Annotated in this window: 26 protein-coding genes, 1 pseudogene and 1 riboswitch; of the genes and pseudogenes, 14 read left to right on the top strand and 13 right to left on the bottom strand. The window is 71.6% G+C overall.

The annotated features are described in order from the left end of the window. The first annotated feature begins 203 nt into the window (after positions 1-203). A complete protein-coding gene (locus DCI01S_RS07420) occupies positions 204-1010 on the top strand; it encodes an alpha/beta fold hydrolase (protein ID WP_061228639.1) in 807 nt (268 codons plus the stop codon). 91 nt (positions 1011-1101) lie between these two features. Here DCI01S_RS07420 and DCI01S_RS07415 read toward each other — a convergent pair whose 3' ends face one another. Continuing rightward, on the bottom strand, positions 1102-1560 hold the full coding sequence (locus DCI01S_RS07415; protein WP_061228625.1) for a hypothetical protein: 459 nt from the start codon (positions 1558-1560) through the stop codon (positions 1102-1104). Positions 1561-1791: 231 nt separating this feature from the next. Between DCI01S_RS07415 and DCI01S_RS07410 the strand changes: the two genes are divergently transcribed. Further along, the gene (locus tag DCI01S_RS07410) at positions 1792-2388 is read left to right on the top strand and encodes a maltokinase N-terminal cap-like domain-containing protein (protein WP_061228624.1); all 597 of its coding nucleotides are present in this window, start codon (positions 1792-1794) and stop codon (positions 2386-2388) included. A gap of 106 nt (positions 2389-2494) precedes the next feature. On the opposite strand, the gene DCI01S_RS07405 is transcribed toward DCI01S_RS07410, so the two are convergent. From DCI01S_RS07405 to DCI01S_RS07390, 4 genes are all read right to left on the bottom strand, one after another. Continuing rightward, positions 2495-3046: a YceI family protein gene (locus DCI01S_RS07405; protein ID WP_061228623.1), complete on the bottom strand. Its 552-nt coding sequence runs from the start codon at positions 3044-3046 to the stop codon at positions 2495-2497. A 146-nt stretch (positions 3047-3192) separates the two neighbouring features. Continuing rightward, the gene (locus DCI01S_RS07400; protein ID WP_061228622.1) at positions 3193-4134 is read right to left on the bottom strand and encodes an alpha/beta hydrolase; all 942 of its coding nucleotides are present in this window, start codon (positions 4132-4134) and stop codon (positions 3193-3195) included. Next, positions 4131-4784, bottom strand: a complete 654-nt coding sequence (locus DCI01S_RS07395; protein WP_061228621.1) for a TetR/AcrR family transcriptional regulator — start codon at positions 4782-4784, stop codon at positions 4131-4133. The genes DCI01S_RS07400 and DCI01S_RS07395 overlap by 4 nt, the downstream gene beginning before the upstream one ends. Continuing rightward, entirely contained in the window at positions 4781-6154 is a 1374-nt protein-coding gene (locus tag DCI01S_RS07390; protein WP_061228620.1) for a flavin-containing monooxygenase, read from the bottom strand. Before DCI01S_RS07390 ends, DCI01S_RS07395 begins: the two co-directional genes overlap by 4 nt. A 158-nt stretch (positions 6155-6312) precedes the next feature. Here DCI01S_RS07390 and DCI01S_RS07385 point away from each other — a divergent pair, with 158 nt between their 5' ends. The 5 genes from DCI01S_RS07385 to DCI01S_RS07365 all read left to right on the top strand — a co-directional run bounded on the left by DCI01S_RS07385 (position 6313) and on the right by DCI01S_RS07365 (position 10067). Next, positions 6313-7200 carry an SDR family NAD(P)-dependent oxidoreductase gene (locus DCI01S_RS07385; protein WP_082767687.1) on the top strand — a complete coding sequence of 296 codons (888 nt, stop codon included), beginning with the start codon at positions 6313-6315 and terminating at the stop codon, positions 7198-7200. Between the two features lie 10 nt (positions 7201-7210). Continuing rightward, on the top strand, positions 7211-8080 hold the full coding sequence (locus tag DCI01S_RS07380; protein ID WP_061228619.1) for an SDR family NAD(P)-dependent oxidoreductase: 870 nt from the start codon (positions 7211-7213) through the stop codon (positions 8078-8080). A gap of 21 nt (positions 8081-8101) precedes the next feature. Further along, a complete protein-coding gene (locus DCI01S_RS07375) occupies positions 8102-9205 on the top strand; it encodes an LLM class flavin-dependent oxidoreductase (protein ID WP_061228618.1) in 1104 nt (367 codons plus the stop codon). Between the two features lie 62 nt (positions 9206-9267). Further along, the gene (locus DCI01S_RS07370; RefSeq protein WP_061228617.1) at positions 9268-9642 is read left to right on the top strand and encodes an MTH1187 family thiamine-binding protein; all 375 of its coding nucleotides are present in this window, start codon (positions 9268-9270) and stop codon (positions 9640-9642) included. Next, complete coding sequence (locus DCI01S_RS07365) at positions 9639-10067, top strand: hypothetical protein (protein ID WP_061228616.1); 429 nt, start codon at positions 9639-9641, stop codon at positions 10065-10067. Before DCI01S_RS07370 ends, DCI01S_RS07365 begins: the two co-directional genes overlap by 4 nt. 60 nt (positions 10068-10127) lie before the next feature. Here the strand turns inward: DCI01S_RS07365 and DCI01S_RS07360 are convergent, their stop codons facing one another. Next, on the bottom strand, positions 10128-11213 hold the full coding sequence (locus tag DCI01S_RS07360; RefSeq protein WP_061228615.1) for an esterase/lipase family protein: 1086 nt from the start codon (positions 11211-11213) through the stop codon (positions 10128-10130). 184 nt (positions 11214-11397) lie between these two features. On the opposite strand from DCI01S_RS07360, the gene DCI01S_RS07355 reads away from it, so the two are divergent. From DCI01S_RS07355 to DCI01S_RS07340, 4 genes are read left to right on the top strand one after another with little or no spacing between them, the layout of a single operon-like run. Beyond that, the gene (locus DCI01S_RS07355) at positions 11398-11997 is read left to right on the top strand and encodes an RNA polymerase sigma factor (protein ID WP_061228614.1); all 600 of its coding nucleotides are present in this window, start codon (positions 11398-11400) and stop codon (positions 11995-11997) included. Further along, positions 11994-12614, top strand: a complete 621-nt coding sequence (locus DCI01S_RS07350; protein ID WP_061228613.1) for a methylated-DNA--[protein]-cysteine S-methyltransferase — start codon at positions 11994-11996, stop codon at positions 12612-12614. Before DCI01S_RS07355 ends, DCI01S_RS07350 begins: the two co-directional genes overlap by 4 nt. Then, positions 12611-13315 carry a LysE family translocator gene (locus DCI01S_RS07345; RefSeq protein WP_061228612.1) on the top strand — a complete coding sequence of 235 codons (705 nt, stop codon included), beginning with the start codon at positions 12611-12613 and terminating at the stop codon, positions 13313-13315. Before DCI01S_RS07350 ends, DCI01S_RS07345 begins: the two co-directional genes overlap by 4 nt. 24 nt (positions 13316-13339) lie before the next feature. After that, positions 13340-14521, top strand: a complete 1182-nt coding sequence (locus DCI01S_RS07340) for an MFS transporter (RefSeq protein ID WP_061228611.1) — start codon at positions 13340-13342, stop codon at positions 14519-14521. A gap of 42 nt (positions 14522-14563) precedes the next feature. Here DCI01S_RS07340 and ppc read toward each other — a convergent pair whose 3' ends face one another. Beyond that, the gene (ppc, locus tag DCI01S_RS07335; RefSeq protein WP_244881679.1) at positions 14564-17458 is read right to left on the bottom strand and encodes a phosphoenolpyruvate carboxylase; all 2895 of its coding nucleotides are present in this window, start codon (positions 17456-17458) and stop codon (positions 14564-14566) included. 133 nt (positions 17459-17591) lie between these two features. On the opposite strand from ppc, the gene DCI01S_RS07330 reads away from it, so the two are divergent. Continuing rightward, the gene (locus DCI01S_RS07330) at positions 17592-18023 is read left to right on the top strand and encodes a DUF4870 domain-containing protein (protein ID WP_061228610.1); all 432 of its coding nucleotides are present in this window, start codon (positions 17592-17594) and stop codon (positions 18021-18023) included. A 163-nt stretch (positions 18024-18186) separates the two neighbouring features. Here the strand turns inward: DCI01S_RS07330 and DCI01S_RS07325 are convergent, their stop codons facing one another. From DCI01S_RS07325 to DCI01S_RS07310, 4 genes are read right to left on the bottom strand one after another with little or no spacing between them, the layout of a single operon-like run. Continuing rightward, the gene (locus DCI01S_RS07325; RefSeq protein ID WP_061228609.1) at positions 18187-18444 is read right to left on the bottom strand and encodes a type II toxin-antitoxin system RelE family toxin; all 258 of its coding nucleotides are present in this window, start codon (positions 18442-18444) and stop codon (positions 18187-18189) included. Positions 18445-18465: 21 nt separating this feature from the next. After that, positions 18466-18711 (bottom strand): type II toxin-antitoxin system Phd/YefM family antitoxin, encoded by a 246-nt coding sequence (locus tag DCI01S_RS07320; protein ID WP_061228608.1) that lies wholly within the window; start codon positions 18709-18711, stop codon positions 18466-18468. After that, complete coding sequence (locus tag DCI01S_RS07315) at positions 18693-18992, bottom strand: hypothetical protein (protein ID WP_061228607.1); 300 nt, start codon at positions 18990-18992, stop codon at positions 18693-18695. Before DCI01S_RS07315 ends, DCI01S_RS07320 begins: the two co-directional genes overlap by 19 nt. After that, positions 18989-19225 carry a hypothetical protein gene (locus DCI01S_RS07310; protein ID WP_174521536.1) on the bottom strand — a complete coding sequence of 79 codons (237 nt, stop codon included), beginning with the start codon at positions 19223-19225 and terminating at the stop codon, positions 18989-18991. The genes DCI01S_RS07315 and DCI01S_RS07310 overlap by 4 nt, the downstream gene beginning before the upstream one ends. Before the next feature lie 119 nt (positions 19226-19344). Beyond that, positions 19345-19454, top strand: a riboswitch (TPP riboswitch). Here DCI01S_RS07310 and thiC point away from each other — a divergent pair. Together thiC and DCI01S_RS16760 are read left to right on the top strand one after the other, a co-directional pair. Beyond that, complete coding sequence (gene thiC / locus DCI01S_RS07305) at positions 19453-21183, top strand: phosphomethylpyrimidine synthase ThiC (RefSeq protein ID WP_061228606.1); 1731 nt, start codon at positions 19453-19455, stop codon at positions 21181-21183. It overlaps the preceding riboswitch by 2 nt. 541 nt (positions 21184-21724) lie before the next feature. After that, positions 21725-21985 (top strand): annotated as a pseudogene (locus tag DCI01S_RS16760) (SDR family NAD(P)-dependent oxidoreductase); the annotation flags it as partial. A 33-nt stretch (positions 21986-22018) separates the two neighbouring features. Here the strand turns inward: DCI01S_RS16760 and DCI01S_RS07295 are convergent. Next, positions 22019-23362: an IS256 family transposase gene (locus DCI01S_RS07295; protein ID WP_061228636.1), complete on the bottom strand. Its 1344-nt coding sequence runs from the start codon at positions 23360-23362 to the stop codon at positions 22019-22021. 97 nt (positions 23363-23459) lie between these two features. After that, positions 23460-24581 carry an SMP-30/gluconolactonase/LRE family protein gene (locus DCI01S_RS07290; RefSeq protein ID WP_244881678.1) on the bottom strand — a complete coding sequence of 374 codons (1122 nt, stop codon included), beginning with the start codon at positions 24579-24581 and terminating at the stop codon, positions 23460-23462.

Raw genomic sequence — 24581 nt, 5'->3', positions numbered from 1 at the left:
ACCGCCTGTCACCGGGTCGGGACCGCCGACTCCCGGTGAGCGGGATCCGGGCGCGTGAGAATCGGTGCGGAGGGAAAGCTGTGGCCATGACTGATCGCGCCGTCACCACCTCCACCGTCCCGGCCCCCGGCACGTCCGCTGCCGCGCCCTCCGCCATCTACTCCGCCGAGCCCCCGCTGCTCGAGCTGGCCACGGACCGGGGGATGTTGCGTTACCGCGAGGCCGGTGACGGCCCGCCGCTTCTCCTGCTGCACGGCTCAGGTCCGGGCGTGACCGGATGGCGCAACTTCTCCGGCAACGTGCCGGTGTTCGCCGAGCACTTCCGGACCATCGTGCTGGAGCTGCCCGGCTTCGGGGTGAGCGACCCGGCGGGCGATCTCCACCCCGTGGCCTCCGCTCAGACGGCGGTCCAGGACTTCGTCGACGGCCTGGGCCTGGAGAGGCTGAGCCTGATCGGCAACTCGATGGGCGGGTTCATCGCCACCGCGTTCGCGTTGGAGCGTCCCGAGCAGGTGGAGAAGCTGGTCACCGTGGGCGGCGCGGGCGTCTCGATCTTCTCCCCGGGACCGGGCGAGGGCATCATCCGGTTATCCGCGTTTGTCGAGGACCCCACGCGCGAGCGGCTGATCGAGTGGCTGCACTCGATGGTCTACGACAAGTCCCTGGTGACCGAGGAGATGATCGAGCAACGCTGGGCGCAGGCCACCGATCCCGAGACGCTGGCCTCCTCGCGTCGGATGTACGGGCGCGAGGCGCTGGCGGCGATGGCTGCCGCCCCCCGTGACGCGGCGGCCATACCGGCGTGGGCAAGGCTAGGCCAGGTGCAGGCGCCGACCCTCATCACCTGGGGTCGGGACGACCGGGTCAGTCCGGTGGACATGGCCCTGCTGCCCCTGCGGATGCTGCCGCGCGGCGAGATCCACTTGTTCCCGAACTGCGGACACTGGGTGATGATCGAGCAGAAGGCGGCGTTCAAGTCCGTCGTGCCGGGTTTCCTCACCCGTCCGTGACGAACGCGGCCCCGGCTTCCCATGAGGGACAGGGACCGCGTCGCGGGGGCCTGATGGTCAGGCCGTCACAGGTCAACCTTCAGGGTCAATCTCAGGCGACGGCCGTGGTGACGGGCTCATCGTCGCCCTCGGGCGCGACGTTCTCGCCCTCGACGGGCTCCTCGGTGTCGACATCGTCCTCGGCGTCATCCTCGTCTGGGACCTCGGCCTCGATGCCCCGGAGGATGTCGATCGCGCCCTGGATGTCGCCGGAGAAGGCGGCGTCCACGGCGAGCTGGGCGTTGGCGGCGCAGTCCTCGCCGCTCAGGCCCGGCACCACGCCCTCGGCCGAGCCGAGGAAGTCGTAGGCGTCGATGGTGCCGCAGATCTGTTCGGCGATGGCGGAGACCTCCGCGGGGGTCTCGACGTCCTCGCCGGGAGTCTCGACGGTCTCACCCGCGCCGAGCGAACCGGCGTCGACACCGGGGACGGCGCTCTGAGCCGAGGCGAGCCCGGCACCGGCGAAGGACAGGGCGGCGGCGGAACCGATGACAGCGATGGTCTTCTTCATATGCGTCACACCTTCCTATCGGGATTCCGGAGGATGTCCCCGGAGATATCGGGCTCACCGTAACGGTCGACAGACGACCTCGCTGTGACGACGGCCACACATACGAGGCTTTCGGCCGGGCGTGCAGGGCCGCTGCCCAGGGAGAACGCCGCGAGTACGAATTCTTCTTCATTCCCACGCCCGGAGCTCCGATCGTTTGCCGGACCGGGTGTTTTCGGGGAGTCTTAGCGCATGAGTGGAACCGCCGAGATCTATGACGCCGTCCTCGACCCGGGCAAGCTGGACTTGCTGCGTGGGTGGGTCCGTCGCCAGGATTGGTTCGACGGTGATCCCGAGAGCCTCGAGCAGGTGACGGCCTACCGGTTCGTCGATCCGGACGGCGAGGTGGGGATGGAGTCGTTCCTGCTCTCCGACGGCTCACAGACCTATCACGTCCCCGTGACCTACCGGGGCGCCGAGCTGTCCGACGCCGCCGACGCGCTGGTCGGGACAACGGAGCATTCGGTCCTCGGTCGGCGCTGGGTGTACGACGCCCCCGCCGACCCCGTCTACGTGACCGAGGTCTGCCGCGTTATCAGCCACCGCGACACCGCCGCCGACCACTTGCTGGTCGAGGAGGATGCGGTCACGCCGTCCCCGGTCAACATCCGCGGCGGCGGCGACGGGCTCGGGCAGTCCCCCGAGGCGAGCCCGCGGGTCGTCCGCGTCGTCAACGAGGAGAACGACGCCGAGACCGACCGTCCGTTGATCGGCTCCCCGGGCACGCTCAGCGGGACCTGGGAGGACGGAGACGGCACACACACGGCGGTCCTCGTCGTCGTCACCTAGGCCGTCGGGTCCGGCGCCCCCTCTCACGCCATACCAACGCCCGCCCCGGTCGATGCCGGGGCGGGCGTTGCGGCCGTAGCGGCGTCCGGCTCCGACGCCGGGCGGATCAGGCGTTCTTGATGGCCGAGATCTCCAGCTCGAGGGTGACCTTCTCCGAGACCAGCACGCCGCCGGTCTCGAGCGCGGCGTTCCAGGTCAGGCCGAAGTCGGTGCGGTTGAGGGTGGTGGTGCCCTCGAAGCCCGCGCGCTGGTTGCCGAACGGGTCGGTGGCGGTGCCCTCGTACTCGAACGGGATGGTCACGGACTTGGTGGTGCCCTTGATGGTGAGGTCGCCGGTCACGTCGACGCCGCCCGAACCGTTGGGGGCGATCTTCGTCGAGATGAAGGTGATCTCGGGGTGGTTCTCCATGTCGAAGAAGTCATTGGACTTCAGGTGGCCGTCGCGGTCGGCGTTGCGGGTGTCGATCGACGAGGCGTTGATGGTGACCTCGGCCTTCGCGCCCTCGATGCCCTCCGCCGGCACGGTGACGGTGCCCGTGAAGTCGTTGAAGGCGCCGCGCACCTTGGTGATCATCGCGTGACGCGTGACGAACCCGAGACGCGTGTGCGTGGGGTCGAGGGACCAGGTGCCGGTCAGGTCGGTGAGGCTCGCGGTCATGGTGACTCCTTGTGGGATCGGTCCGGTCGATGCCGGACGCTTCCTTGTTGTTGTATCACCAACGATAGGACGGCCCACATGACGTGTCAACTATCAGAAAAGGTGAGTCAGCTCACACCGACGGCGACCCGGTCAGCCCACCGCCGTCAGCCCACCCGCCGCCGGAGGAAGTGCACCGCGTGCTCGACCGCGCCGGAGTGGCACGGCCGGCCGGCGAACAGGTCGAAGTGGTCACCGGGGTAGTGGCGGACCTCGGCGCGCGCGGCGACCGCCGCCGTGGCCGCGGCGTGGGGCGGGGCGCTGCGGTCCAGGTCGGCGATCTGGAACAGGACGGGGACGACGGCGAGGTCTGCCGCGTGCCGGCCGGGCCGGAACGATCCCAGCTCCGCGCCGATCGAGGCGCCCACCTCGTTCCGCCACGAGGGTCCGGCGACTGAGGTGTACGCCTCCTCGTAGCCGTCCAGGGAGAGCAGTGCGGACGAGCCGGGCGGGCCGACCAGGGGCAGCTTCGGTTCCTCCCGCCCCGCCGCCGCCGCGACCTTCGCCACGACCGCCGTACCCGTGGCGCGGAGCAGGGAGGTCGGCTTGTGCTGGCGGGCGGCGGCCGCCGCGGCGGCCCGCCCGTCGACCAGGGGGATCATCGCGATCACGGCGGCGATGTCATCGCGTCGGCGGGCGACCTCCAGCACGTGCCCGCCGGCCAGCGAGCAGCCCCACAGGATGATCCGCCGCGGGTCGACACCGGGCTGGGCGGCGGCGGCCGCGATGGCCGCGCGGTAGTCGTCCTGCTGGCGGGCGGGGGAGACGACCTGACGGGGGCTGCCATCGGAGCGGCCGAAGCCGCGGTAGTCGAAGGCCAGCGCCGCGTACCCGGCGTCCGCGAACGCCTCGGCGAAGGGCATCAGGCCCGAGTCCACCGTGCCGCCCAGCCCGTGGGCGAGCACCACGGCCGGACGCCCGGCGGCCGGGTCGCTTCCGGCGCCGACCCCGGAGTCGCCCGTGTCGGCGGCGGGCAGGAAGGTCCCGCGGCACTCGGCGGCATCCGCCCCGGTGCCCGAGCGGAAGGCGACGTCGACGGTCGTGGTCATGTGGTTCTCCCTGGATCGGCCGCGGGGTCCACCGCGGGGTCGGGGCGGCCGTACACCGTGCGGACCCACATGTCCGCGGCGACGGTGAGCAGCGGTTCCCGCGGGCGGCCCGGGTCGTAGGCCAGCTGCTCGAGGACGGTCTCGTTGATGTGGATGAGCCCCACGGCGAGCGCGTCGGCGTCGACGCCCTCCGGGGCCCGGCCGGCCGCGCGCTCGGCGCGGAGGAACTCGGCGATCTGCACGGCGAGGGCCCGGCGGCCGTCGTCCCACAGGTCACGGGTCTGGGCGTGCTTGCTGCGCGCGGTGAGAAGGGCCCGGTAGATGTGGGCCTTGTCCAGGACCCGGTCGGTCAGCCGCTCGAGCGCGGCGGTGACCCGAGTGCGGAAATCCCCCTCGCCGCGCACCGCCGTCTCGACGGCGGCGTCGGCCTCGTCCTGCACCATCGCCAGCAGCACGCCCACCGCGGCGGCCTTGGAGTCGAAGTAGAAGTAGAACGCCGACCGGGTGATGCCGGCGGACTCGGTGAGGTCGGCCACCGAGATGTCGTCCAGCGCGGTGGTCCTGAGGCGGTCGTCGAGCGCGGCGAGCAGCGCCTCGCGCCGTCGGTCGCCCCGCGGGGAGGTGGCGCCGGCCGGCGCCGCGGGTGTCATGTCGTCACCTTGGGCCGGAGGGCGGGTCCGTGGGCGCGGGCGCGGTCGAGTCCTCGGGGTATCTCACGGGTACGCATGTCGTGTTCATACAGGAAGTAGTCGACCTGCTGCTGATGCCGGGGCGTGTCGAGCATGTGGCCGATGTACTTCTTCTCGTCCTCCACGATCACCCGCTTCATCTCCTCGACCGGCGGGGTGCGGTAGAGGCCGGCCGCCCACGCGGCCACGAGCCGGGCCTGCGCCTCGACGAACGGGAAGAGGGTGGGCGTGGCCTGGGCGAACCCGACGAAGGCCAGATCCTCGACGCCCGGGGTGAACATGCGCTTGTAGAGCGGCACGTGGTTGTGCTCGTCGGCGCTGAGGAAGTCCCTGTCGAAGAACGGGAACGTGGTGTTGTACCCGGTGGCCTGGATGATGACGTCGAACTCGGCGCTGGTGCCGTCAGCGAAGTGCACGGTCCGGCCGTCGAGGCGCTCGATGTCGCCTTTGGCGGTGACGTCGCCCGAGCCCAGGCGCAGCGGCAGCTCGACCGACTGCGTGGGGTGGGCCTCGAAGAACTTGTGGTTGGGCTTGGGCAGCCCGTACGACTCCGGTCGCCCGGCCGACATCGGCTGCATCGTCTGGATGACCTTGCGCTGCCACGAGTACGGCAGGTATGGGAACGTCGCGAAGTACTTGTCGGCCGGCTTGCCCGCGATGTACTTGGGCACGATCCAGGCGCTCGACCGGGTCGAGAGCGTGACCTCGTTGCGCATCACCTTGGACGAGAGCTCCACCGCGATGTCGGCGGCGCTGTTGCCCAGGCCCACCACGAGGATCTTCTTGTCCATGAGGTGCAGCGGGGTCCACGGGTCGATGTAGGCGTGGGAGTGGATCATCTCGCCGGTGAACTCGCCGGGGAAGTCGGCGAACCGCGGGTCCCAGTGGTGCCCGTTGCCCACCACGAGGGCGTCGAACAGGTGCGACTCCGTGGGGCCCGTGCCGTCCGCGCCCGCGGTGGTGAGCTCCCAGCCGCCCTCCGGCAACCGCTCGGCATGCATGACGCGCGTCTCGAACTCGATCGATCCGAGCAGGTCGAAGGCCTCTGCGTAGTCGTCGAGGTACTGCTTGATCTGCGAGTGGTGGGGGAAGTCCGGGAACTCCTCCGGCATGGGGAAGTCGCGGAAGCTCAGCTGGTGCTTGGAGGTGTCGATGTGCAGCGAGCGGTATGCGCTCGAGCTGCCGTTGGGGTTGTCGAACGCCCAGTTGCCGCCGATCCGGTCCGACGCCTCGAAGCACACCACGTCAATCCCGTAGTCGCGCAACATCTTCACCGTTGTCAGGCCGCTGATGCCCGCGCCGATCACGGCGATCCTGCAGGTCGAAGTCATACGAACCCCTTCGGCGCGGTCCTCGGCGAGGCACACTCGCCAGGACAGAGAGCTATGGCGCGCATCACACTATGGTTCGTGTTGACGGCCGTCAACGGCTTCCTCTGCCGGGGTGTCGCGCACGGTCGGCGCCCCCTGTCGACCCGAGGGGAGGCCGCATGGCCGATGACGATGCCGGTGACAATGCACAGGTCCGCGCCGCGGGCGGCGACGCGGCCACCGGCCGTGGGGAAGTGACCGGCCCCGCCCGCGCGGCGGTCGTGGTGGGCGGCGCTTCGGGAATCGGATGGGCGACCGCCCGCGCCCTCGCGGCGGCCGGGTGGCGGGTGACGATAGCCGATCTCGACGCCGACGTCGCCGAGGCGCGTGCCGCCGAGCTCCCGTCCGTCGCGCCGCACGAGGCAGTGCTCCCGCCCGCCGCCAACCCCGCGCACGAGGGCCCCACGCACGAGGGCCGCCGCGTCGACGTGACCGACGAGGCGTCGGTCGAGGCGCTGTTCGCCGACACCGCGCCGGACCTCGTGGTCACGACGGCGGGCGTGAGCACGCTCGGCCTGGTCGCCGACCACGACACCGACGAGTTCCGCCGCGTCGTCGACGTGTGCCTGACCGGCGCGTTCCTCGTGTTCAAGCACGGCGGGCGCGCGGTCCGCGACGGCGGCGCGATCGTCGCGATCGCCTCGCTCAACGCCCGCCAGCCCGGGCGGGGGATGGCGGCGTACTGCGCGGCCAAGGCGCGCCTGGTGATGCTCGCGCAGGTCACGGCGCTCGAGCTCGGCGAGCGCGGCGTGCGGGTCAACACCGTCTCGCCGGGCTTCCTCGTCACCCCGCTCACCGAGCCGGTGCTGCAGATCCCGGGCCTGGCCGAGGAGTATGCGGCCAACGCCGCTATTGCGCATCGCGGCACCGCCGAGGACGTCGCGCGCGCGGTGCTGCACCTCGCCGACGCGGAGTGGATGACGGGCGAGGACGTGGCGATCGACGGTGGCGCCCAGCTGCGCCGCTACCCGGACGTCCTCGGCCTGGCGACCAGGGCCTTCTCATGAGGGCGCTCTCGTGACCGCGGTCCGGCCGCCGAACCCGGCCGGCGCGACCGCGATCGTCACCGGCGGCGGGTCGGGGATCGGCGCGGCACTCGTCCGCACGCTCGCCGCGGCGGGCGCACACGTGGTGGTGGCCGACATCGACCTCGCCGCCGCGCGCCGGGTCGCCGAGGAGGTGACGACGACGAGGTCCGCCCGGGCCGGCGCTCCCGCGGTGGCGGGGAGCGCGCAGCCTGCACGCCTGGACGTCACCGATGCCGACGCGGTCTCCGCACTGGTCGAGGAGGTTGTCGAGTCCCGCGGCGGGCTGGACATGATGTTCGCGAACGCCGGTATCACGTGGGGCGGGGACACCGAGCTGTTGAGCCTCGACCAGTGGAACGCGATCATCGACGTCAATGTCCGCGGGGTCGTGCACTGCGTGCACGCGGCGTACCCGCACATGATCGCCCGCGGCTCCGGGGCGCTCGTGCTCACCGCGTCGATGGGCGGTCTGTGCCCGGCGGGTCTCATCACGAGCTACGCGATGACCAAGCACGCGGTGGTCGGTCTGGGCCTGTCGCTGCGCGCGGAGGCGGCTGGGCGCGGGGTCGGGGTGACCGTGGTGTGCCCGGCGGCCGTGGACACGGCGATCCTCGACAAGGGCCAGCTCGACGGCTTCGACGGGCGCCGGTTCTACCTCGACGGGCAGGGCGTGCGGCGGCCGCTCGACCCGGACCGACTGGCGGCGTCGGTGCTCGCGGGAGTGGCGGGCAACCGCGCTCTCGTCGTCGAACCCGTCCGCGCCCGCGCCACGTGGCGCCTCCAGCGCCTCGCCCCGGGCCTCATGGACCGGATGATCGCGCGCTACGTCCGCGCGTCGCGCGCCTCCGCCGCTAGGTGACGGATCAACTATGCTTGGGGCATGAGCACCGCAGCCTCCGGACCCCAGCCCCGCGTCGCCTTCGGCCTCGACACGTTCGGCGACACCACCGTCGACTCGGGCGGCCGGCCCGTCCACCACGCGCAGGTCCTGCGCGACGTCGTGGAGCAGGCCGTCCTCGCCGACCAGGTGGGCGTCGACGCGATCGGGATCGGCGAGCACCACCGCCCCGACTTCGCGGTCTCCGCCCCCGACGTGGTGCTGGCCGGCATCGCCACGCGCACCGAGCGCATCACCCTCGGCTCGGCCGTCACCGTCCTGTCCAGCGACGACCCGATCCGCGTCTTCCAGCGCTTCGCCACCATCGACGCGCTGTCCAACGGCCGCGCGGAGGTCGTGCTGGGTCGCGGCTCCTTCACCGAGTCGTTCCCGCTGTTCGGCTTCGACCTGTCCCAGTACGAGCAGCTGTTCAGCGAGAAGCTGGACCTGTTCGCCGCGCTGCTGCCCGAGGGGCCGGTGACGTGGTCGGGCGAGCTGCGGCCGCCGCTGGTCGACCAGCACGTCTACCCCAAGACCGCCAGCGGTCTGAGCGCCTGGATCGCGGTGGGCGGCAGCCCGGAGTCCGTGGTCCGCGCGGCCCGCTACCGGATGCCGCTCATGCTGGCTATCATCGGCGGACCCGCCGGGCGGTTCGCACCGTTCGCCGACCTGTACCGCGAGGCCAACGCCCAGCTCGCGGGGACGGACGCGCCACGCCTGCCGATCGCCGTCCACTCGCCCGGCTTCGTCGCCGAGACCGACGCGAAGGCCGCCGCACTGTCCGCACGCCACTGGATCGTCAACCGCAACCAGATCGGCCGCGAGCGCGGCTGGGGCGACGCGACCGAGGCCGACTTCCACCGCGAGGTCCGCTCGGGCGCCATGTACGTCGGCTCGCCGGAGACGGTCGCGCAGAAGATCGCCACCACGGTCCGCACGCTGGGCCTGGACCGCTTCGACCTCAAGTACGCCAGCGGCCCCACCCCGCACGACGACCTCATGACCTGCATCGACCTGTACGGCCGCAAGGTCATCCCGCGCGTGCGCGAGCTGCTCGCCGAGGCGGGGTACACGCCGGGTGTGCCGCAGACGGTCTCGCGCCTGTGACGTAGGTATCGCCGGGCGTCCGGAATCTGCACGATCGGGCGCGGCGGGTCTACGGTGATGCCATGTTGTTCGCTTTCTCCGTCGCCCCCACGTCCACCGCGGACGAGTCGGCGTCCATGAGCAAGGCGGTCGCCGAGGCGGTCCGGGTGGTCCGCGAGTCCGGCCTGCCGCACGAGACGACCTCGATGTTCACGACCATCGAGGGCGAGTGGGACGAGGTCATGCCCGTCATCCGCGCCGCGACCGACGCCGTGCTGGCCGTGTCGCCGCGCGTGTCGCTGGTGCTCAAGGCGGATCTGCGGCCGGGCCGCTCCGGCGAGCTGCGCGGGAAGGTCGACCGGGTGGAGCGCCACCTGGCGGGTGGGGACGCCGCGTCCGGCGGCGGCGCCGCGCTCGGCGGGGGAGTGTCCGACGACGACGAGGAGTTCCGCTCGTGACCTCACCCCGCCCGTTGGATCCGACGGCGGAGCCTGCCGACAGGGTGTTCGAGCATCTGAGCCGTCCGCGGGGTGGGGCGATGATCGCGTACGTGGTCGCCACGGCGGCCGGCGGCGTCGGAGCGCTGGTGATCGCGGCGGTCCTGCTGCTCTCGGGGTCGGCGAGCGCGGTGGACGTGCTGCTGTGGGCCGCGATGGCGGTGCTGCTGCTGGGCGCGGCCGCGCACCGCTGGTGGTTGGGCGGGCGCAACGAGGAGCGCTCGCGGCGCATCGCCGCGGCCATCCGGCCGGGGCAGGTCGCCGCCGCGATCCGCGGATCGTCGGGCGAGATCGACGCCGTGCGCCGCCTGCGCGTCTCCCACCCGGGCCTCGGGCTGCGGCACGCGTACGACCTGTACCAGCACTACGCGCGCGAGCACCGCTGACCGCTCAGTGGCCCGTCGCCGGCTGGCCGGCGCGCACGGCCTGAGCTGCTCCGGCTCCGTTCAGCAGCCCCCGGCCCCGCCGAGCGCCCCGGCGACGAGCGCGTGCGTCCGCCCGTCGACGACCATCCCGCCGTGCGAGTTCGGCCCGCCGCCACACGCGTCCTCGGTGACCACCCAGCGCACGCCCGGGCCGGGCACGAAGCTGCGCTCGGGCGGCAGCAGGTGGTCGCCTCGCGTGGCGATGAGCGTATAGCCCACGCCGGGCAGGAACGGGGTGCGGTCGAGGCCGTACCAGGCGGTGATCATGGGGCTGCCCGGTGACAGCTCGGCCAGTCCCCGGAGGTTGGCGGCCCACAGGCCGACGCCGGCGATCTCGCGCGGCAGCTGATGCGGGATGAGCCCGCTGTTGTCGGCGCCCCAGTAGCCGCCCACCGAGACGACGTTCGCCACGGCGCCGGGCCGCAGCACCTTGGTGGTGTAGCCGGCGATCGCGGCGCCCTGCGAGTAGCCCACCAGGTCGACCTGCGACGCCCCGGTCACGGCGCGGACGTGGTCGATCACCCCGGCGAGCTGCGGACCCGACGCGGCGACGATCGAGTCGAGGCCGCCGCGGGCCGGGTTGCCGGCGTAGGCGCCGAGGGTCGGGGCGACCACGCAGAAGCCCTGCCGACGCAGCGGCTCGCCGAGCCGCGGCAGGGTGTTGGCGCCGTTGTCGAAGGTGCCGTGCACGAGGATCACCGGCCGCGGCCGCGCGGGCGTGGGTCGGCACGTCACGGGCGCGTCGACCGCGGCGGGCGGCCCGGGCGCGCCGATCGGCCCGTTGATGCCGCCCAGGGCCTCGGTGACGTACGGCCCGAGCTCCCCGGCGGGATCGAGGTCACGCAGCTGGTCGGCGAGCGGTCCGAGCTGACCCGCCAGGGGGCCGAGCTGACCTGCCAGGGGGCCGAGCTGGTCGAGCGGAGACTGCGCGTGCGCCCGCGGCGCGAGGTCACCCGCGGCCTGCGCCGACCCCACCGCGGCGGCGAGCGGCACCGCCAGCGCGAGGGCGGCCATCGCCCCGGCCAGTCGCGACCGCGCCGTTCGGCGTGTGGATCCGCGCGCGGGGCGGCGGCCGGAGGGGCGTGCGGGCGTACGGGAACCGAGCATGGAAACTCCCCCGGGAGCGGGCGGTGAGCACCAGTATGCGAGCCCCGCGCCGGATTGGGAACACTATGACCTCACGAATCCGCGGCGCCGGGCGACTACTCACCGAAGCCCGCCACCCGCCGCCCGGCCGGGCGGGGCGGGCCGCGCGGGACGGCGATCACCGACGAGGGCAGGATCTACACACATGAGGGCAGCGTTCGACGCCGCGGTCGACCGGCACGGGGCCACCGTGCTGCGGGTCTGCCGCGCGGTCCTGGGCCCCGGCCCGGACGCCGACGACGCGTGGTCGGAGACGTTCCTGTCCGCGTTGCGGGCGTGGCCGGAGCTGCCCGAGGACACCGATGTCGAGGCGTGGCTCGTCCGCGTCGCCCACCGCCGAGCGGTCGACGTGGTCCGCCGCGCGTCCCGTGCCGCGGTTCCGACCGGCGCCGCCGACGACATCGACGTCCTCGACGCCCGCGCCCCGGGACCGGGGGGTGCGCGCGCGGGTGGCTCGGGTGGAGCCCCCGGGGTCGACGACGACGAGGTCGACCCCCACATCTGGGACGCGGTCGCCGCCCTGCCGACCCGGCAGCGCGTCTGTGTGGCGTACCGGTACCTGGGCGGTCTCCGCTATGCCGAGATCGCCGAGCTCGCGGGCGGCACCGAGGCGGCGGCCCGGCGCGCTGCCGCCGACGGGATCGCCGCCCTGCGCAGGACACTCACCCAGACCCAGACCCAGACCCAGACCCAGACCCACGCCCAGCCGCAGCCCCAACCGCAGTCACAGGAGGTCGCGCCATGACCGAACACGCTACGACCGACCCCGCGATCGCCACGCTGCGGGCCGCGCCCGCCGACACCGGCCGGCTCCGCGACCGCCTCGCCCGCGACGCCGAGCGCGAGGGCCTGGCCGACGTCGTCTACCGGACCGTCGACTCGCCCATCGGGGGCCTGCTCCTGGCCGCGACCCCGGTCGGCCTGGCGTACGTGGCGTTCGAAGTGGAGGACGCCGACGCGGTACTGGAGACCCTCGCCACCCGCATCGGCCCGCGCGTCCTGCGGGCGGAAGGAGACTCGCCGGTCCTCGACGCGGCCGCCGCCCAGATCGGGCAGTACCTCGCCGGCGACCGCCGCGACTTCGACCTGCCCCTCGACACCCGCCTCGCGACGGGCTTCCGCGGCGAGGTCCAGCAACATCTGGCCCGCGTGGGCTACGGACGCACCGCGACCTACCGGGAGATCGCCGCCGCCCTCGACCGACCTGGCGCGGTCCGCGCGGTGGGCACGGCCTGCGCCACGAACCCGCTCCCGCTGGTGTGGCCGTGTCACCGGATCCTCCGATCCGACGGTGGGCTCGGCGGGTACCGCGGCGGGCTCGCGGCCAAGCAGCGGCTCCTCGCGATGGAATCGGCGGCGTGACCGCGGCGCAGCTCCTCGGACTGTTCGGGGTGTGGGCGATCGCGGTCGTCTCGCCGGGACCCGACGTCGTCGTCGTCCTCCAACGCGCCCTCGCCGGGCGGCGGCACGGCGTCGCCACCGCGCTGGGGATCGTCGCCGGGCTGACGGTGTGGCTCGGGGCCGCGTTCGCCGGCGTCGCCACGCTCGTGCGCGTGTACCCGCAGGTCATGACGGTGCTCCAGGTCGCCGGCGGGCTCCTGCTCGCCAGCCTCGGCGTTCTCGGCCTGCGCGCGTGGTGGCGCTCCCGCAGCGCACCCCCCGCCCCGCCCGCCCGCACCGCTCCCGCCCCGCAGAATCCGCTACCCGGAGCCCGGATCCGCTACCGCGATAGGAGTAGCGGATCCCGACTCGGAGTAGCGGATCTGGTGCGGCGCGACGTCGCGCGCGGCCTGGCCACGAACCTCGCCAATCCCAAGGCCCTGGTGTTCTTCGGCGCCGTGCTCACGCCGTTCCTGCGCGACGAGGTCTCGGTGGCGTGGTCGGTGGCGCTCGTGGCGGGGATGCTCGCGGTGGCGCTCGCGTGGTTCGCCGGGCTCGCAGTGGTCGCCTCGCACCGGGCGGTCAACGAGCGGGTCGGGCGGCTGCTGCCGTGGGTCGACCTCGTGGCCAGCGCGCTGTTCGTGGCGGTGGGGGTGGCGTTCGTCATCGCCGCGCTCGTCTGAGACCCGCGGGTTAGGTTGCTGCTCATGGATTCTCCGGTCGACCGCCGCAGCTGGGTGCCCGCCGCCCTCGCGGTGTTCGCGGTGGGCTGGGGTGCCAACCAGTTCGCGCCGCTGCTGCACCTCTACCGCGCCGAGCAGGGGCTCTCGCAGTCCGGCGTCACCGCGGTCTTCAGCGTCTACATCGTCGGCCTGCTGCCCACGCTGCTCGTCGCCGGCCGGTGGTCGGACCGCAACGGCCGCCGCGTCCTCATGCGGCCCGTCCTGGTGCTCTCGCTGCTCGCGACCGTGGCCATGCTCCTCGGCCCGCAGCATGAGCTGTGGCTGTACCTCGGCCGGTTCCTCGCCGGCCTCGCGTCGGGTGCGGCGTTCGGCGCCGGCAGCGCGTGGGTGCGTGAACTGTCCGCCGGCGCCCCGCCCGGCACAGGTGCCCGCCGCGCGGCGATCGCCCTGACCGGCGGGTTCGGGCTCAGCGGCCTCGCGGCCGGGGTGGTGGGCGAGTTCGCCCCCGCGCCGCTGCTCTCGGCGTATCTGCCGCACCTCGTCCTGGGCACGGTCGCGCTGGTCGCGGCCTGGAACGCCGCCGACCCCTACGTGCCACGCGGCGGCACCGAGTCGACGCCGCTCATCCCCGCCACCGCCGTCTCGCGCAGGTTCCTGCTGGGGGTCGCGCCGTGGGCCCCGCTCGTGTTCGGCTGCGCGAGCATGTCGTTCGCGGTGCTCGCCGACCTCCTCGGCGGCGACGCCGGCGGCCGGCCCACCCTGTACGCGGGCGTCATGGTGGGCGTGACCCTCGGCTCGGGCGTGCTCATCCAGCCGGCCATCCGACGCCTCGCCGCGAACTCCGTGCCGTCCCGGCCGCCGATCGCCGGCCTCGCGTCGGCGTGCGCGGGCATGGCGGCCGGCGCGATCCTGGTGGCCTCCCCGGACCTGCCCGGCCGGGCGCTGTGGCTCGTGCCCGTCGCGGTCCTGCTGGGCATCGGCTACGGCACCCTGCTCGTGGCGGGTCTGGTCGAGGTGGAGCTCCAGTCGGGTCCCCGCGACCACGCCGGTCTCGTCGCCGTGTTCTACGTTCTGGCGTACCTCGGCATGGGCACGCCGTACTTCCTCGCCGAGCTGTCCCGCTTCGGCGGGCCGGGCCCGTGGATCGCGGGGCTCGCGGTGGTGTGCGCCCTGCTCATCCCGGTCACGGCCCGCCGCCTCCGCTAGCTGCCGGCTCTACTAGTCCGAGTTCCGCTAACCCGAGTTCCGCTAACCCGAGTTGCGCAGGGCCGTCGCCAGGCCGTTCATCGTCAGCTGGATACCGGTGCGCACGGCCGGGTCCTCGTCGCCCGCGCGGTATCGGCGCAGCAGCTCGACCTGCAGCACGTTGAGCGGCTCGAGGTAGGGGAAGCGGTTGCGGACCGAGCGGGCGAGCGCCGGGTTGTCGTCGAGGAGCGTCTCCTGCCCGGTGATCGCCAGCAGCATCTCGCGGGTGAGCTCGAACTCGTCGGCGATCACCCCGTGGATCCGCCGACCCACCTCCGCGTCGGGCACGAGTTCGGCGTAGCGGCCAGCTAACCCCATGTCCGCCTTGGCCATCACCTGCGCCATATTGGACAGTGTCGTGCGCAGGAACGGCCAGTCGTCGTACAGCCGCCGCAGCGTGGCCAGGCGCTCGTCGGCCGCGTCCTCGCCGCGCTCGTGGATCCACGTCCGCAGCGCGGTGCCCACGCCGAACCAGCCGGGCAGCATGACCCGCGACTGCGACCACGACAGCACCCACGGGATCGCCCGCAGGTCCTCGACCGACGACGTCTGCTTCCGCGAGGACGGCCGCGAGCCGATGTTGAGCTCGCCGATCTCCGCGACCGGCGTGGAGGTGGTGAAGTACTCGATGAACCCCGGGTCGGAGTGCACGAGCGACCCGTACGCCTCCCGGCCGAGCGTCGCGAGCTCGGCCATCACGCCGTAGGCCTCCTCAGCGCGGTCGCCGAGGCCCTCGACGTCGAGCAGGGACGCCTCGAGCGTCGCCGCGACCAGCGCCTCGAGGTTGCGCCGCGCCCGCCGCGGCTCGGAGTACTTGGCGGAGATGACCTCGCCCTGCTCGGTGATCCGCAGCGCGCCCTGCACGGCGCCCGGCGGCTGGGCGAGGATCGCCTCGTAGGAGTTGCCGCCCCCGCGGCCGACCGCGCCACCGCGACCGTGGAAGTACCGCAGGTGCACGCCGGCGCGGTCGGCGGCCTCCACGAGGTCGCGTTCGGCCTGGTATAGCGCCCAGTTCGCGGCCAGGTAGCCGCCGTCCTTGTTGGAGTCCGAGTAGCCGAGCATCACTTCGAGCACGTCCCCCTGTGCGCGGATGAGCGCGCGGAACTGCGGGATCGCCAGGGCCGCGTCGAGGATGCCCGGCCCGGCGGCGAGGTCGTCGATCGTCTCCAGCAGCGGGATGAGCCGCACGCTCGACCGCGGCTCGGCCGGGTCGCCGGAGAACAGTCCCACCTCGCGCAGGAGCACGGCCGGTTCGAGCAGGTCGGACACGGACCCGCACATCGACACGATGTAGTGCGGCACCACGTCCGCGCCCAGCAGGTCCACGGCCGCGGCGGCCGCCCGCAGCACCCCGAGTTCCTTCTCCGCCAGCTCGGAGAGCTCCGCGCGCGGCCCGAGCAGCGGCCGGTCGTGCGAGAGCTCGCGCAGCAGCAGCTCCACGCGCGCGTTCTCGTCGAGCGCCGAGTAGTCCTCGCTCACGCCGGCCTTCGCGAACAGTTCGGTGAGCACCTCCTCGTGCGATTCCGAGTTCTGCCGCATGTCCAGGGCCTGCAGGTGGAATCCGAACGTGCGCACCGCCCACCGCAGGTCACGCAATCTCGGCGCCCGAAGCATCTCGGCCCCGCACTCCCCGAGAGCCGCGTCGATGACCTCCAGATCGGCGAGCATCTCACCGGGGGAGGCGTACGGCTCGGCGGTGGCGACCTCGTCGTCGTCACCGCCGCCGTGTCCCCCCGCCCGGGGCGACGACGAGGTGGTCCCCCGCGCGGCGAGGCGGCGTCGGACCACTCTCACGGCGCGGCGGAAGGGCACGTCCTTCCGCGCGGCGCTGAGCTCGCCCTCCTCCTCCCCGAGGGAGTCCGCGAGGTCGCGCAGCTCGGTGGGCACGCCCACGACACGCCGCGACAGGGGCAGTTCGCGCTCGAGCATCCGCAGTTGGTGGGCGTAGTGCTGGTGCAGCAGCGCGGCGGCCTGTTCGGTGGCGAATCGGACGACGTCGCCGGTGACGTACGGGTTGCCGTCACGGTCGCCGCCGATCCAGGAGCCGGGGCGGACGACGGGCCGGTCTCCGCCGCCCAGGCGCTCGGCGATCTCGGCGTTGAGCGGCGGGATCACGTCCATGAGCGTGGCCTCGTGATACTGCAGGCCGCCCAGGACCTCGTCCTCGATGCGGGGGCGCTGGCTGCGGATGATCGCGGTCTGCCACAGGGTGAGCACCTGGCGGCGGATGTCGGTCTCGACCTCGGCGAGCTCGGCGTCGGTGACGCGGTCCTGTGGCCCGGTCCGCAGCGCGTCGCGGCGGCGCATGAGGTCGAGCACGCGGCGGGTGATCTCGAAGACCGACCGGCGGCGCGTCTCGGTGGGGTGTGCGGTGAGGACGGGAACCACCCGGGCGGTGGTCCGGACAGTCTCGAGTTTGTCGGCGTCCGGCTCGGTCTTCGCGAGGCGAGCCCAGGTGGCCTCGAGATCCCCGTCGGGCGGCGGCGAACCGGCGGCCGTGTGGAGACGGCGACGCCGCTCCTGGTGGAGGTCCTCGGCCACGTTGGCCAGAAGCGCGAATAGGGAGAACGCCCTGATCACAGGAATGACGTCGGCGGCGGGCACGTCGGTGAACAGGGCGGCGACCTCGTCGCGGTCGGCCTCCGAGCGGCGGACGGCGAACGCGGTGCGCCGCGCGGTCTCCACCAGGTCGAATATCCGCTGGCCGGCCTGCTCGCGCACGGTGTCCCCGAGCAGGGCGCCGAGGAACCGGACGTCGTCGCGCAGGGGGCGGACGGCGTCCTCGAGCGGATCGACGCCGTCGGGTGCCGGCTGATCGACGCCGGGCTGGTCTGCGCTCGGCGGCTCGGTCGGACGCTGCTCGGTCGGGCGCTGGTCGGACTGGGTGGTGTCGGCCATGTTCGCCACAGTAGGCGCGGGATATGACAAGTGCGTGAAACCTGGCCCGCGCCCACGTCCGCCGGCGCGCGCGGGCGCGGGAACCGGGGAGAACCCGGATGCGCCGGCGCACCGCGACGGGGAGACTGGGGCCATGACCCAGAAGCCCGGTTTCTCCCAGTACGGCGACCCCCGGTACGGCGATCCGCGGTACGGCCAGCCGCCCGTGGCCGGCCCCGACGACCGCACGCCCGCGGCCCTGGCCCACGCGTCGAGCCTCATCGCGATGGCGCTGTCGGCCGGCTGGCTGTCGTTCGTCGGCCCGCTCGTGATGTGGCTGATCTACAAGGACCGCAGCCCGTTCGTCCGCCAGGCCGCCGCGGGCTCGTTCAACTTTAACCTCGGCCTGTGGCTTATGAGCATCGTGGGCTGGATCTGCATCATCACGGTGATCGGCCTCCCGCTCGGCCTCATCCTGCTGGCGGTGTCGTTCCTCGCGCAGATCATCGGCCACGTCATCGGCACCCTCCGCGCGCTGAAGGGCCGGACGATCAACTACCCGTTCCAGCTCAAGGTGCTGCGCTGAAGCCGCTGGTCTGCCCCACGGCCGTCGCGCCAGTGGCATTGTCAGACCGGCCGGGCAGCGGGATCGGCTCGAGACCGTGATGTCACGGGCTGGTCATATCGCACATCGTCTGCGCCCTCGGGGAATGCGGCACCTGATGCCCTGCGGCGACTCGAGGGGGCGGTTACTTGTAGACGTCGCCGCGGTGCCCAATGCGCAGCACGAGCACAACGAGGGCATCATCCTCGATGTCATAGATGATGCGGTAGCTGCCGACGCGGATGCGGAGTTCACCCTCGCCTCCGGCGAGCTGAATGGCGCTGGGCGGTCGCGGTGTCACCGCCAGAGCTTCGATGGCGCGGACGATTCGCTTCTGCTCGGTGGGATGGACTCTGCGGAGAGCTTTGGCAGCCGAGGGCTTATAGGAGATCGAATAGGGCATCAGACAAGCGGGGGCGCTGGTCTACAGGCCCAGTTCCGCCATGAGGTCTTCGTGGGAGATGCTGTCGTCCTCGTGGCGAGCGGCAGCCGCGGCTTTCACGTCGGCCTGATCCTCCAGGGCCTGTAGGGCGCGATCGAAGAACTCCGGCGAGACGACAACGGCGCGACGACGGCTGCCCCGGCTGAGGATCTCTACCGGCGCCCGCTGCGCGGCATCGAGTAACTCGCTCTGATGAGCGCGGAAGTAGCTCAGCGTCGTGGTGACCATGCCAACAATAGTACATCTTGTACAACTAGTGGCCCAGTTGCCTGCATGATCTCGAGTGGGGTGGTGAGCTCCCTCGTCGTCGCCCCCGGACGGTCCGACGGCACCTCCAACACCACGGTGCGCGTGGTCGATTGGGTGACGGACGCGGTGTCGCCCTCGATCGCGATGCCGTTGGACACGCCGACCTGCGCGCGGCGCGACCACTCGTCGTCGATCTCGCGGGCCGCGGTGACCCGCGTCAGCCGGCCCGTCTGGCCGGTGACGATTACGTGTGCGGTCACATCCAGTTGACGCCGTCGTGTTCGTGTTCGCGCACTCGGTACTCGATCATTCTGGTGAGGAGTGGGCGAGGCGGTGGGGTGCCGTATGGCAGGGCGACGGTGCTTTTGCCAGTGCGGTACCGGGTGAGCTCGGCTTCGAAAGCAGCTTTGGTGGATGGTGTGAAGGCCATGCTGGCATGGGCCTTGTGACCGCTGAACATGAACAAGATGACGCCGTACTCGGTTATGAACATCACAGCCGGGCGGACCTCCGTTTCTACTCCGCAGGAACCGGCGGTGCAGATGCCCCCGGTCAGCGCCTTCTCTCCGCTCGGCCGGGGTGGTGGCGGTTGTCGTGGGCTGTTAACGTCGGGTCTGTCCACACGGGAGCCCTAATGCAGGGGCTGAGATCGGGCTGAAGCAGCCTGCGACCGTCGAACCTGCCCGGGTAATGCCGGCGAAGGAAGTAGGAGCACCTCACATGAGTGCATCGAAATCGCGCGCACTGACGTATGTCCACGACACCGAATATGATCTCCGAGTGCCGGTCACCGAGATCGCCCTGGAGGATTCTCCGGGCGGGGCGCCGAACGCCCCGGTGCGGGTCTACCGCACAGCCGGCCCGGGCAGTGACCCGGTGGTCGGGCTCCCGCCGCTGCGGGCCGCGTGGATCCGGGGCCGCGAGGACGTCGAGGAGTACGAGGGTCGGGAGCGGAATCTGCTCGACGACGGCCGCTCGGCGATCCGGCGGGGTGAGGCCTCCCAGGAGTGGAAAGGCGCGACTCCGGTGCTTCTCCGGGGCAGAGAGGGCCGGACGGTCACGCAGATGCACTACGCCCGCGCGGGGATCATCACCGAGGAGATGCGCTTCGTGGCCATGCGCGAGAACTGCGACGTCGAGCTGGTGAGGTCCGAACTGGCGGCAGGGCGGGCGATCATCCCGGCCAACGTCAACCACCCCGAAGCCGAGCCGATGATCATCGGCAGGGCCTTCCTGGTGAAGATCAACGCCAACATCGGCAACTCAGCCGTCACCAGCTCGATCGCCGAGGAGGTGGACAAGATGCAATGGGCCACCAAGTGGGGAGCTGACACGGTGATGGATCTATCCACTGGCGATGACATTCACACCACCCGCGAGTGGATCATCCGCAACTCGCCGGTGCCGATCGGCACCGTGCCGATCTACCAGGCTCTGGAAAAGGTCAACGGGCAGGCCAACGAGCTGACCTGGGAGATTTTCCGGGACACCGTGATCGAGCAGTGCGAACAGGGTGTGGACTACATGACGATTCACGCCGGAGTATTGCTGCGCTACGTGCCGCTCACAGCCGATAGGGTCACCGGAATCGTCTCCCGGGGCGGGTCGATCATGGCCGGTTGGTGTCTAGCCCACCACCAGGAGAACTTCCTCTACACCCACTTCGATGAGCTCTGCGAGATCTTCGCCCGCTACGACGTCGCCTTCTCCCTGGGTGACGGGCTACGCCCGGGGTCGATCGCCGACGCCAACGACGCCGCCCAGTTCGCCGAACTCGACACCCTGGCCGAGCTCACCGCCCGGGCCTGGGAGTACGACGTGCAGGTCATGGTCGAGGGCCCCGGGCACATCCCGCTGCATCTGGTGCGGGAGAACGTCGAGCGACAGCAGGAACTGTGCCACGGAGCCCCGTTCTACACCCTGGGCCCGCTGGTCACCGACATCGCGCCGGGCTATGACCACATCACCTCCGCGATCGGGGCCACGGAGATCGCTCGCTATGGCACGGCCATGCTGTGCTACGTCACCCCCAAGGAGCATCTCGGGCTGCCGAACAAAGAGGACGTGAAGACCGGGGTCATCACCTACAAGATCGCCGCTCACGCCGCGGACCTGGCCAAGAACCACCCCGGAGCGGCCGAGCGAGATCATGCGCTGTCGAAGGCGCGGTTCGAGTTCCGGTGGCGAGACCAGTTCGCATTGTCTTTGGACCCCGACACCGCCGAGGCGTTCCACGACGAGACGCTGCCGGCCGAACCGGCCAAGACCGCACACTTCTGCTCAATGTGCGGGCCGAAGTTCTGCTCCATGCGCATCTCACAAGACATCCGCAACCAGTTCGGTGGCGCCGAAGAGCAAGAAGCAATCGCCGGGATGCAGCAGAAGTCCGCCCAGTTCCGGGCCGCCGGATCCACTGTCTACCTGGACGCCCCCACAGTCCCCACGAACTAAGGGCCCCTGCACCGGGGCGCGGCGCGGTGGACCGAGGGAACCCCCCCTGGCTGCCTTCCCTGACGGGTCGGCGGACAGGGGGCCGTGACCCTGGATCGTGGACACGCTGATTCCAGCACGGTACTGGGGGAAGCGGGAATCCATGACATAGCACGGAAGAACTACACGGACGAGGTTCGTCGGCGGGCGGTGGACTTGTACGAATCGCCGCCTGGCGCCACGCGCGAGGGCATCGCGGCTCACCTCGGGGTCTCCCGCGGTTTGCGTCGAAGGGATGGGTGGACAAGCGCGGCTCCGGGACGACCACCGCTGGAAGGCCGACGGCGTCGATACCGGGTCGGCCCGAGCCGCAGGCGCCATCTGGCGGGGCAATGTGAGTCGGCGATATGTCTCAGGAGAATCTCAGGCCAGGCAGCATCGCCGATGCCGCCAGCCGGTCCCGCTCTGCGGGGAATGTGGATCACATTCGTTTCCGTGCGCCCTACGTTCGATGCACCGATTGCACAGGTACGCAGCGGCTGGAATCGATACAAGGAGAGCAATGGGATCACTAGATGGGCGCGTCGTCTTTGTCACCGGAGCCGCGCGCGGTCAAGGCCGAAGCCATGCTGTCACGCTCGCCGCAGAGGGCGCTGACGTCATCGCGATCGACCTCTGCTCGCAGATCGACACCGTCGAGTACGACATGTCGACGCCCGACGATCTCGAGACCACCGTCCGAGAGGTCGAGGCGCTCGGGCGGCGGATCCATGCCGTACACGCGGACGTCCGCGATCCGGAAGCAGTGGTCTCGGCCCTCGAGGGAGCCTGTCAAGATTTCTGTGTATGCGGGTGGTCAGAGGTAGGGGTTGATGCGGTCTGGATAGGCTGCCGCCAGCTGGGCGAGGGCTTGCTTCCAGTTGGTCGTCACCTGGCCTTCGACGAGGCGGCCTGAGGCCCTCCGTTGTCCGGCGGGTTTACCCTTCTCGGCGGCGCGGTCGCGGGCTCGGCGGTCTTCGATGTTGCAGATCGCCAGCCATAGCAGCTTGACGGCCGATTCGGTGCTCGGGAAGTGGCCGCGGTTCTTGGTGACCTTGCGCAGCTGGAAGTTCAGCGACTCGATCGAGTTGGTGGTGTAGATGACCCGCCGGAGCATTGGCGGGAACTGCAGGAACGGTGTGAATCGCTCCCACGCCGCGGTCCAGGTCGCCACGGTCTGCGGGTACTTGGCGCCCCAGGCCGAGGCCTCGAACTCGGCCAGCGCCGCCAGGGCGGTCTCCTCGTTCGGGGCGGTGTAGATCTTCTTCAGCTCGGCGGCGACCTTCTTGCGATCGCCGTAGGACACGAACCGCATCGAGGCCCGGATCAGGTGCACTACGCAGGTCTGGACCATCGAGTCGGGCCAGGTCGCCTCGATCGCCTCCGGCAACCCTTGCAGGCCGTCGCAGCACACGATGAGTACGTCCCGGACGCCGCGGTTGGCCAGGTCAGCGCACACGTGGGCCCAGAAGGAGGCGCCCTCGGTGTCCTGGACCCAGATCCCCAGCACGTGCTTGACGCCCTCGAGGTCGACGCCGACGGCGATGTAGGCCGAGCGGCCCACCACGCGGTGGTCTTGGCGGACCTTGATGCGGATCGCGTCGAGGTAGATGACCGGGTAGAACTCCTCCAGCGGCCGGTTCTGCCACTCGAGGACGGCGTCGGCCACGGCGTCGGTGATCGCCGAGATCGTGCCCGCCGACAGCTCCACGCCGATCGTCGTGGCCAGGTGGTGTTCGATCTCGCGGACGGACATGCCGCCGGCGTAGAGGCTGATGATCATGTCGTCGAGCCCGTCCAGACGGCGCTGGCCCTTGCGGATCAACCGCGGGGTAAACGTGCCGGCCCGATCGCGGGGGACGTCGATGGTGAACGAGCCGACCTCGGACTCGATGGTCTTCGAGGTGGTGCCGTTGCGGGCGTTCGGGCGCTTGGCCGGTGCCGGCTCGCCCTTCTCGTAGCCCAGGTGGCCGGTCAGCTCCGCCTGCAGACCCCGCTCCAGGGTGGTCTTGAGTAACGCCGGCAGCAGCCCGTCCGAGCCGGTGATCTCGACCTCGCCGGAGTCGATCTTGGCGAACAGCTCGTCCAGCGCACCGCTGGCCTGAAGCCGAGCGACGAGCTCGTTACCCGTCGTCGAGGAAGCGCCCTTCTCATCGGTCATCGTCATCTCTTGCTGCGTGTCCGTTCAGCACGGCTTACACAGAAAATTAATCACGCCCTGACGAGACGGCCTCGAGCATGACTCGAGACAGCCGCCGTCAGGCGCCTGCCAGCCGCACGTGCCGGATCGGTCCGTGCAGCGAGGTGACCAGCAGGGCGCGCTCGTCGAACTCCCCGAACCCGTCGGCCACGACCACGGCCGTGGCGCGGGGGATCCCGCCGGTCAGGACGCACGCGTTGCCGGTGGCGCGGTCGACTCGGAATACCTCGCCGGTGGTCCAGGACGTGACGTAGAGGGCCTGCGGGGTCACGGCCAGATCGTCGAGTCCGCGGGCGATCTCGGGTGGGGTGGTGAGCTCCCTCGTCGTCGTCGCCTCCGGCCGGTCCAACGGCACCTCCAGCACCACGGTGCGCGTGGTCGACTGGGTGACGTACGCGGTGTCGCCCTCGATCGCGATCCCGTTGGACACGCCGATCTGCGCGCGGCGCGACCACTCGGCGTCGACCTCGCCGGCCGCGGTGACCCGCGTCAGCCGGTCCGTCTCCAGGCTGGTCAGGTACCGGTTCCCGGCGGCGTCCACGGCCAGGCCGTTCATGCGGGCGTCCAGGCGCGCCTCGATCCGCGCCTCGGGGCGCTCGGCGGCCGGGTCGAACGTCACCACGTCGGACCGGTCGGCCAGGTAGCCGGTACCGGCGGCGACGTGCATGCGCCCGTCGGGACCGAGCGCGATCCCACCCGGTGCGCGGACGGCCACCGACGCCACCACGCGGCCGTCGGGATCGTAGGCGTCGACCCGGTTCAGGAACGTCTTGGACACCCACAAGCGGCCGTCGGCGTCCAAGGCGAGGTTCTCGGTCCAGCCCACGACCGGTACGGGAGCGTCACCGAACGTCGACACGCGCGGGGCTGGACCGGGGCAGGGCGCGATCGGCGTCCCGACCGAGCCCGGCGCGCTGACCAGCCCCGACCCGGCGTCGAGCGCGGCGGCCGAGCCCCCGTGGGGGCCGACCGAGCCCAGCGCGCCCTCGATCGGCACCGCCGCCGAGCCGACCGACCCGGCCGCGCCCTCGACGGAGCCGGGCCCGGCAGAACCCAGCGGCACCGCCGCGGTGGCCGGGGCCAGCGCGGCCGGCGCGAGGGCAGCCGGCGCAAGCACTGCGGCGAGCCCGACGGACACCGCGCGCACGGACGCCGCGCGCAGGATCCGCCGGGCCCTCAT

The organism is Dietzia cinnamea NBRC 102147 (assembly GCF_001571065.1).
GTDB lineage: Bacteria > Actinomycetota > Actinomycetes > Mycobacteriales > Mycobacteriaceae > Dietzia > Dietzia cinnamea.
Note: the sequence above shows the minus strand (reverse complement) of the source record. Positions and strands in the feature narration are given on the sequence as shown.

What these genes read in the sequence shown, in the direction of transcription:
- DCI01S_RS07420 (WP_061228639.1), top strand. Translation starts at nt 204, where the DNA reads ATGTTGCGTTACCGCGAGGCCGGTGACGGCCCGCCGCTTCTCCTGCTG.
- DCI01S_RS07415 (WP_061228625.1), bottom strand. Translation starts at nt 1,560, where the DNA reads ATGAAGAAGACCATCGCTGTCATCGGTTCCGCCGCCGCCCTGTCCTTC.
- DCI01S_RS07410 (WP_061228624.1), top strand. Translation starts at nt 1,792, where the DNA reads ATGAGTGGAACCGCCGAGATCTATGACGCCGTCCTCGACCCGGGCAAG.
- DCI01S_RS07405 (WP_061228623.1), bottom strand. Translation starts at nt 3,046, where the DNA reads ATGACCGCGAGCCTCACCGACCTGACCGGCACCTGGTCCCTCGACCCC.
- DCI01S_RS07400 (WP_061228622.1), bottom strand. Translation starts at nt 4,134, where the DNA reads ATGACCACGACCGTCGACGTCGCCTTCCGCTCGGGCACCGGGGCGGAT.
- DCI01S_RS07395 (WP_061228621.1), bottom strand. Translation starts at nt 4,784, where the DNA reads ATGACACCCGCGGCGCCGGCCGGCGCCACCTCCCCGCGGGGCGACCGA.
- DCI01S_RS07390 (WP_061228620.1), bottom strand. Translation starts at nt 6,154, where the DNA reads ATGACTTCGACCTGCAGGATCGCCGTGATCGGCGCGGGCATCAGCGGC.
- DCI01S_RS07385 (WP_082767687.1), top strand. Translation starts at nt 6,313, where the DNA reads ATGGCCGATGACGATGCCGGTGACAATGCACAGGTCCGCGCCGCGGGC.
- DCI01S_RS07375 (WP_061228618.1), top strand. Translation starts at nt 8,102, where the DNA reads ATGAGCACCGCAGCCTCCGGACCCCAGCCCCGCGTCGCCTTCGGCCTC.
- DCI01S_RS07370 (WP_061228617.1), top strand. Translation starts at nt 9,268, where the DNA reads ATGTTGTTCGCTTTCTCCGTCGCCCCCACGTCCACCGCGGACGAGTCG.
- DCI01S_RS07360 (WP_061228615.1), bottom strand. Translation starts at nt 11,213, where the DNA reads ATGCTCGGTTCCCGTACGCCCGCACGCCCCTCCGGCCGCCGCCCCGCG.
- DCI01S_RS07355 (WP_061228614.1), top strand. Translation starts at nt 11,398, where the DNA reads ATGAGGGCAGCGTTCGACGCCGCGGTCGACCGGCACGGGGCCACCGTG.
- DCI01S_RS07350 (WP_061228613.1), top strand. Translation starts at nt 11,994, where the DNA reads ATGACCGAACACGCTACGACCGACCCCGCGATCGCCACGCTGCGGGCC.
- DCI01S_RS07340 (WP_061228611.1), top strand. Translation starts at nt 13,340, where the DNA reads ATGGATTCTCCGGTCGACCGCCGCAGCTGGGTGCCCGCCGCCCTCGCG.
- ppc (WP_244881679.1), bottom strand. Translation starts at nt 17,458, where the DNA reads ATGGCCGACACCACCCAGTCCGACCAGCGCCCGACCGAGCAGCGTCCG.
- DCI01S_RS07330 (WP_061228610.1), top strand. Translation starts at nt 17,592, where the DNA reads ATGACCCAGAAGCCCGGTTTCTCCCAGTACGGCGACCCCCGGTACGGC.
- DCI01S_RS07325 (WP_061228609.1), bottom strand. Translation starts at nt 18,444, where the DNA reads ATGCCCTATTCGATCTCCTATAAGCCCTCGGCTGCCAAAGCTCTCCGC.
- DCI01S_RS07320 (WP_061228608.1), bottom strand. Translation starts at nt 18,711, where the DNA reads ATGGTCACCACGACGCTGAGCTACTTCCGCGCTCATCAGAGCGAGTTA.
- DCI01S_RS07310 (WP_174521536.1), bottom strand. Translation starts at nt 19,225, where the DNA reads ATGTTCATAACCGAGTACGGCGTCATCTTGTTCATGTTCAGCGGTCAC.
- thiC (WP_061228606.1), top strand. Translation starts at nt 19,453, where the DNA reads ATGAGTGCATCGAAATCGCGCGCACTGACGTATGTCCACGACACCGAA.
- DCI01S_RS07295 (WP_061228636.1), bottom strand. Translation starts at nt 23,362, where the DNA reads ATGACCGATGAGAAGGGCGCTTCCTCGACGACGGGTAACGAGCTCGTC.
- DCI01S_RS07290 (WP_244881678.1), bottom strand. Translation starts at nt 24,581, where the DNA reads ATGAGGGCCCGGCGGATCCTGCGCGCGGCGTCCGTGCGCGCGGTGTCC.